Below are 7,512 nucleotides of genomic sequence, written 5' to 3'. Positions count from 1 at the left end.
ATGAGGGATAACCAGGATTACACCAACAAGTTGTGGGATGACCTGTACATTATTTCCGGCTTTGAGCTCGACGTTGACAGCCCATTCCCACCGCCATCCAAAGAAGCGCTTGGTAAAAAGCCTCTTAAAGTGGGCTACAACCAGCAAAATTTAACTTATCGCCACTACGGCAGGAATATTGAACTGCTGCTCGAAAAGGCAGTTCAAACCGAAAACAAAGAAGACAGGCTTGCCTTTGTTTCCTACATATTCCGGCTGATGCGCTCATTTTTCAATGCCTGGAATAAAGACAATCCAGAGGATAACGTATTGCTTGGCCAGCTCGAACAACTGAGCAAAGGTGCTTTAACAGAAGAAATCGACTACATCCGTCAGAACGGCCCGGTTGACGCTGCTCCAAAAGACCGCAACAACAATGGCGGCGGACAGGAAAGGAACCGCGGTAATCACGCTGGCAACGGGTTTAAAGCACAAGCCAATCACAATTCGGAACGCCAGGGCGGAAACAGCCAGGGTAATAATCCTAACAGAAACAGGCCCAACAAATTTGCTGGCCGCAACGGTAACAACAACAACCGTAACAACCGCAAAAAATCCGGAATGTAAATTCCGGTGCATTGTATTTCTTCAACTGCCCAACCAATCATGGCTTCATTTAAAATAACCGGGGATAGACGTCTCAAGGGTGAAATTGTACCGCAGGGAGCGAAAAACGAAGCGCTCCAAATTATATGCGCTGTACTCCTGACCAAAGAACCAGTAACAATTCATAACATTCCCAATATCAGGGACGTAAACCAGCTTATTAACCTGCTGGGCGACCTGGGTGTTCAGCTGACCAGATTAAGCGAGAGCTCCATTCGTTTCGAAGCAAGTAATATCAACCTCGATTACCTCGAATCTGATTCATTTCGCCAGAAAGCGGCTGCATTAAGAGGCTCGGTAATGCTTCTTGGTCCAATGCTGGCGCGTTTCCGCAAAGGCAGGATTCCCCGCCCGGGAGGTGATAAAATTGGCCGCCGCCGGTTGGATACGCACTTTTTAGGTTTTGAAAAGCTCGGCGCTGAATTCAGCTACGATGAAGAAGACGGCGGTTTTTACAAAGTAGATGCAGCCAACCTGAAAGGAGCGTATATGCTGCTGGACGAAGCCTCAGTTACCGGAACTGCCAACGTATTAATGGCAGCCGTAATGGCAGAAGGTACCACAACGATTTACAATGCAGCCTGCGAACCTTACCTGCAGCAGCTTTGCAAAATGCTGAACAGAATGGGCGCGAAAATCTCTGGCATTGCATCCAATTTGCTTGTAGTGGAAGGTGTAAGTGAGCTGAACGGCACTGAGCATACCATGTTGCCGGATATGATTGAGATCGGCAGCTTTATCGGTCTCGCTGCGATGACACAGTCTGAAATCACGATTAAAAACTGCCAGATTCCGCAACTGGGCATTATTCCTGATGTTTTTCAAAGATTGGGTATCAAAATGGAATTCCGCGGAGACGATATTTTTATCCCCGCTCAGGAACATTACCGCATTGAAAATTACCTCGACGGATCAACATTATCTGTCGCGGACGCGCCCTGGCCAGGCTTTACGCCGGATTTGCTGAGCATTATCCTAGTAACCGCAACACAGGCACAAGGTACCGTCCTCGTTCACCAGAAAATGTTCGAAAGCCGGTTATTCTTTGTAGATAAACTGATTGAAATGGGCGCCCAGATCATCTTGTGCGACCCGCACCGCGCTACTGTAATCGGTCACAACCGCGAAACGCAGCTAAGAGGAATCAGAATGACTTCCCCAGACATCCGCGCCGGAGTAGCATTATTGATCGCAGCAATGTCGGCAAAAGGCGTAAGTATTATCGATAACATCGAACAAATCGACCGCGGGTACCAGAATATCGATACCAGACTGAATGCGATCGGGGCGGAGATTGTGAGATTGTAGGTTGGCTTTCGGCTGTCAGCAATCGGCAGTCGGCCTCCGACATTTGTCACACTGAGCGCAGTCGAAGTGCTAACATTTCGACCGCCCGGCGATCCGGTACGTTCAGTGTGACAAAAAAGCCGACAGCTGATTGCCGACAGCCAAAAACTCACTTCTTCTTCCCATAACTACACTTCGCATTATCCGCCTTCACAAAGTAAGACTTGTAATTAGTCGCTTTCGGATCCATACAGCCTTTCAAATCCAGGATTTCTACTTTCCTGAATTCTACAGGGTGGCTTTCGCTTTGCAGGGAAATGGAACCGTGGTCGAGCAGTTTGCCTTCGATGATCAGGGAAGGATCATTTCCGCTTACATTTCCGCCTCCGAGTTGCGGTTTGTTATATTCCAGCACCATTTCACCATTTGCAAAATGCTGAATAAGCGAATCGCCCAGTACCAGCACTTCCGCTTTCACCCATTGATCTCCGTTGTAAGTTTTTGATTTAGAAGTAATGCAGTGTTGCGTGATCAGTTTTCCGTCCATCACCACATTCGTACCCGGCGTACACAGGTTGCAGGTAGTGCGTACCTTGTCATTTCCTCCCAGTAACTGCACTTCGATTGAAGCTGGGAAATCCTGATCTTTGCCCATTGTTGCTGCGGGCTGTCCGTGTACCATTATACCGCTGTTCCGCCAGGCCCAGCCTTCTCCTTTTGGCGCCTGCTCGCCTACAAAGCGATATTCTACTGAAATGCGGTAGTAAGAGAAATCTCCTTTGTAGAAGATATGTCCATATTTTTGCTTAAAATCGTCGTACTGATCATAGCGTACCACCATTTTCCCATCCTCAACCCTGAACGTGTTGTTGTAATTATCGTTAAGCTCATACCCGCGGATCTTGATATCCCAGCCATCGAGGTTCTTTCCGTTAAAAAGTTGCTTCCACTCCTGCTTATCCGCATTCTTTTGCGCAGATACACTCAGCCACAGCAGGCTGAAAAGCATGGTTAATTGTAATTTCATCGTTGGTAAATGGTTTTAAAAAGTTTTGGCCGGATTTTTATGCAATAACTGAATAGCTCGCCGCATTGCCGGGTAAATATAGTTACTTCGGCTTTATTCGTGCCCCTGCCGAACTCATTACGTTAGAAGATTTCATGAGCCTGACAAAAAAAGAGAAGATCACACTATTCTGGTTTCGTCGCGACTTACGTGTAGACGATAATGCCGGACTTTACTACGCATTGAAGTCGCAGTACCCCGTTGTTCCATTGTTCATTTTCGACAGAAATATCCTCGACGATGTCGATAAGAAAGATCCGCGCATTACATTCATTTATGATGCCATTGAAAATATCAGAAAAGAACTGAAAGAGCACGGGTCAGATATCCTGGTTTATTACGGCTTTCCGCTGGAAATATGGAAGCAGCTCAGTGAAGAATACGAGATTGCCGAAGTATATACAAATACAGATTACGAACCTTACGCGCTCGAAAGGGATCGCGGGGTTTTTGATATTTTAAAGGAAAAGAAAACGGTTTTTAAAACTGTAAAAGACCAGGTGATTTTTGAAAAACAGGAAATTTTATCCGGTCAAAAATCGCCTTATACCGTCTTTACACCTTACAGCCGCGCTTGGAGAGATAAGCTCAATGATTTTTATCTTTCCTCCTATCCTACCAAGAAATACCTCAAAAACCTTCAAAAATGGAGCGGCTCCGGCAGTCCTATGATGCAGGAAATGGGTTTTGAAGTTTCCGATTATAATTTCCCCGACGATGAGGTAAGCGAAACACTTCTGGAAGATTATGCTGAGAAACGCGACTTCCCGGCTTTGCAGGCAACCAGCAGGATCGGAATTCACCTTCGGTTTGGAACAGTAAGTATCCGCCAGCTGGCGCGACAAGCAAAAGCGCACAGCGCTGTTTTTTTAAGTGAGCTGATCTGGCGGGACTTCTATCAGCAGATCCTCTCCAACTACCCCGAAGTAGGCAAAGGAAAAGCATTCAGAAGCGCTTATGATCTGATCAAGTGGCGGTATGATAAGGACGATTTCAAAAAATGGTGTGAGGGAAAAACAGGTTATCCGCTCGTAGATGCAGGTATGCGCCAGCTGAATGCGATCGGGTTTATGCACAATCGCGTCAGAATGGTAACTGCCAGTTTTTTATCCAAACATTTGCTGATCGACTGGCGGCTTGGGGAGGCTTATTTTGCAGAAAAACTGCTTGATTATGATTTGGCGGCCAACAATGGTGGTTGGCAATGGGCGGCAGGCTCAGGCACCGATGCTGCGCCTTACTTTCGCATTTTCAATCCCGCAGCCCAGGCGCAAAAGTTTGATCCAAAAGGAGAATACATTAAAAAGTGGGTACCTGAAATTGGAACCGCAACATATCCCGAGCCGATGGTAGATCATAAATTGGCCCGGGAAAGATGCCTGGAAGCTTATAAGAAAGCATTGGATAAAGCCAAATAGCTATTTTCCACCCGCAATTACCACGATCATATCCTCAGGCCGTAAGTATGAATTTGCCATTGAAATAACATCCTCGCTTGTTACAGCCTGGATCTTATCGATATAATGATTGAAAAAGTCGTTTGGCAGCCCGTCCAGTAACAATACTTTCTGGCGGTCTGCTACTTCAAAGGCAGTATTCAGTGAGCCGGCAAATTCGCCCGCCATAAAATTCTTAACAGTTGCCAATTCCTCAGGACTCACAGGTTCTGTTTGCAGGCGATTGATTTCCTTCTTGATTTCATCAATGGTAAGCTGCGTGAATTCTTTCTTCACATCGGTCCCGATCATGAAATAACCTGCATTCCGAAGGGTAACTACGTGAGACGAAATCCCATAAGTCAGCCCTTTTTCCTCCCGTATATTCTTCATCAGCCTGGACCCGAAATAACCGCCCAGCAGCTCGTTGGTCACCAGCATTTTGAAATAATCCTCGTGGTGGCGATTGAATAGTACCCGCCCCATTCGTATTGAAGATTGAACACTTTCTGCCTTTTCTATTACTCTCTCCTCGCCCTGGTAAGATGTGGAAACGATGAATGCAGGCTTCACTTGTCCTCCTTCCACGGGATCTTTTCCTAGGGTTTGGTTAACCAGCGCTACGTCACTTTCACTTACCTGTCCGGCGAGTACAACCGTAAACTTCCCATTGCGGATAAACCGGTTATAATGATCCAGAATGGCGTCGAGTGTCAACCGCTCGATGTTGGCTTCTTCCTGGCTTTGTCCGTAGGGGTGGTCTGTACCAAACAGCCGCGCACGGAATTCGGTTGTGGCGAGGTAGGCGTTCTTTTCTTTATTTACTTTGAGATTTTGCAGCGTAATATTCCTGAGTTCCTGCAACTCGTGTGCCGGGAAGCTGGCTTCGTGGATCAACTGGCTGATCAGTGGAAGAACCTCGGGTAAAAAGCGTGAAACACAGTACACGACCACTCCTATACGGTCAGATGTATGTGTAAGTTCAGTAAATGCACCTAGCCGGTCAAATGCTTCGCTGATCTCGCCTGAACTCAGTGAAGTGGTACCTTCCGGCAGCATCTTTATCGCAAAATAGGAGGCACCGATTTCCTTTTCATACCAGTTACCTGCTTCAAAAATACACTCGATCCGAATCACAGGCTGCTCACCAATATTGATCACATGCAACGGAACACCATTGTCAAGGGTATGGGTTTGTGCTTCCGGCAAATGAATGGAGTTGATTACTTTGAAATCAGGAGCTATGGTGCGGTCGAGTAGCATTACAATGGGGATCAAATAAAAAACGAATGACATTGCAATAACGCCATTCGTTTCGAAAAAATTAAAATATAGTAGTCTTAGTTATCCGTGTCGCTCACATCCAGTTTCTCTGCTTTGTTCAATCCAAGAGAAAGTGTGATACGGAGTGTATTGGCAAGTGGACTGGTTTGTGATACAGGGAAAAGATAAGCAAAATCCACCGAATACCTGTCCATAAAATGGATCCCGGCACCAGCAGTAAAGAATTTATTATCTCCTTTCAGCTTGTTTTCCCCGTGGTAACCACCTCTTAATGCAAAAATGTTGTTGTACCAGTACTCAACGCCTGCTGAGATTGCTACTTCCTGCATTTCTTCTTTGAAACCGTCCGGTGCGTCAGAGAATGAACCGAATACACCTTTTAGTAATGGTCTTGAATTGTAATCTGTTCCATCCGGAGTGGGTACCATTAACTTATACGCATCAACGATGAAGTTGAATTTGTTACGGCCATCGCCAGTGAATGAAAGTCCGGCGCCAAGTCTCAGGTTGGTAGGGATAAAGTTTTCAGTATCTGTACCAGAACCGTAGTTGATTTTACCACCCAAATTGGAAAGCACAGCGCCGAGAGACCAGGTGAGCTCGCTTCCTGTATCTTCATTCCTGATCTGCTTTCTGTAATATGCGCTGATATCACCAGCTGCAACACGTGCCGGGCTTAATGAAACTCCTTTGATGACAGCGTCGCCAGCGAGGTTAGACGAAATGTATTTCAATGTTAAACCCATTGAAAAGTTTCTTCCAAGCTGACGGGAATAAGTACCATTAATTGCCAGTTCGCGTGAATTGAAGTAACCTAATTGCGTACCTATCGCGTCACGCAGATCAAGCTCGCCATTGTTAAAGTAATTAACAGACAATGCAACTGCCTGGTTGTCGCCCAGTTTTTTATAAGCTGACAAATACCCGAGCCACATATCATCTACTAAATTTCTCAACCAGGGCGTATAAGAAGCTGAAATACCGAAATCCTTGGTGTTATACGGAAGCTTTGCCGCATTCCAGTAAGTTGCATTCGCATCCGGGCTTGAAGCAACGCCTGCTTCTCCCATCGCTGCGCTTCGTGCGTCAGGAGCAAATGTTAAAAAAGTAAGCGGTGAAGCGGGGATCCTTAGTGTGTCCTGAGCAGAGACGGTGCCCAATGTGAGAATAAAAAGTGAAGAAAATGCGCCAAAAAAAATTTTCATATAGAATGGATTTGCGATAGGAAGTGCTTTGTATCAGCTTCTTTTAAAGGGTCAAAAATACAATGAAAGATAGTTATTACTAAAAATTTGCTAAGTTTTATTACATTATTGAGAGCGTATCAACTTCCCTGATTTTTGGTCGAAGGTACTATCTTTTAATGATCGTATCAACAGCTGGTAAACCAATGGAACATGATAAGGAATCCAGTTTCCAAGTTGCCGGGCGCTCAGTGTTTCTGATATGGTCGCTTCGCTGTTATAGTATGACCATTTGAAAGTACCCAGGCGTTGCCCGTTTACAAGTAAAATATTTAAAATTAATTCGATATCCTCATTCGCACGATCATGGTTTAATTCAAAAGACAGATCGTTTATAAATGGATTAGGAAAAACTTTGGCTGCATTGAGCCGGATACCCTCTGGTTTCACTACCTGAAATCCGAACGATGATTCAGAAAAGTTAGTATACGTATCCCACACTTTTAGCCTCACATTATATTCACCGGCTGGTAAATTATCAAACGGGTACCGGATTGTACCAGTCCGGTAGTTGTCCAGGTCTGCGCTGAAGTAGTCGTTGAGCACGATC

At 45.5% G+C, this 7,512-nt stretch carries 6 protein-coding genes and 1 pseudogene; 3 read left to right on the top strand and 4 right to left on the bottom strand.

The features are described 5' to 3' along the window. Nucleotides 1-606: DUF4290 domain-containing protein (locus ACTIE6_RS13050; RefSeq protein ID WP_439557057.1), on the top strand; the 606-nt coding region annotated here is incomplete at its 5' end. Nucleotides 607-645: 39 nt separating this feature from the next. After that, nucleotides 646-1,953 carry a UDP-N-acetylglucosamine 1-carboxyvinyltransferase gene (murA, locus tag ACTIE6_RS13045; RefSeq protein WP_056279870.1) on the top strand — a complete coding sequence of 436 codons (1,308 nt, stop codon included), beginning with the start codon at nt 646-648 and terminating at the stop codon, nt 1,951-1,953. 148 nt (nt 1,954-2,101) lie between these two features. Here murA and ACTIE6_RS13040 read toward each other — a convergent pair whose 3' ends face one another. Next, nucleotides 2,102-2,959, bottom strand: coding sequence for a 3-keto-disaccharide hydrolase (locus ACTIE6_RS13040; protein WP_439557056.1), 858 nt, complete (start codon nt 2,957-2,959; stop codon nt 2,102-2,104). 134 nt (nt 2,960-3,093) lie between these two features. On the opposite strand from ACTIE6_RS13040, the gene ACTIE6_RS13035 reads away from it, so the two are divergent. Beyond that, nucleotides 3,094-4,416, top strand: coding sequence for a cryptochrome/photolyase family protein (locus ACTIE6_RS13035; protein WP_439557055.1), 1,323 nt, complete (start codon nt 3,094-3,096; stop codon nt 4,414-4,416). Here ACTIE6_RS13035 and ACTIE6_RS13030 read toward each other — a convergent pair whose 3' ends face one another. The 3 genes and pseudogenes from ACTIE6_RS13030 to ACTIE6_RS13020 all read right to left on the bottom strand — a co-directional run. Continuing rightward, on the bottom strand, nt 4,417-5,697 hold the full coding sequence (locus tag ACTIE6_RS13030) for a M16 family metallopeptidase (protein ID WP_439557058.1): 1,281 nt from the start codon (nt 5,695-5,697) through the stop codon (nt 4,417-4,419). Nucleotides 5,698-5,774: 77 nt separating this feature from the next. Continuing rightward, nucleotides 5,775-6,923 carry a type IX secretion system outer membrane channel protein PorV gene (porV, locus tag ACTIE6_RS13025; RefSeq protein ID WP_439557054.1) on the bottom strand — a complete coding sequence of 383 codons (1,149 nt, stop codon included), beginning with the start codon at nt 6,921-6,923 and terminating at the stop codon, nt 5,775-5,777. A gap of 105 nt (nt 6,924-7,028) precedes the next feature. Then, nucleotides 7,029-7,512, bottom strand: a pseudogene (locus ACTIE6_RS13020) (type IX secretion system sortase PorU); the annotation flags it as partial.

Origin of the sequence: Dyadobacter sp. (assembly GCF_051859145.1) — a bacterium.
In the GTDB taxonomy this organism is placed as follows: domain Bacteria; phylum Bacteroidota; class Bacteroidia; order Cytophagales; family Spirosomataceae; genus Dyadobacter.
The sequence above is the reverse complement of the archived record's forward strand: the minus strand, read 5'-3'. Positions and strand labels throughout refer to the sequence as shown.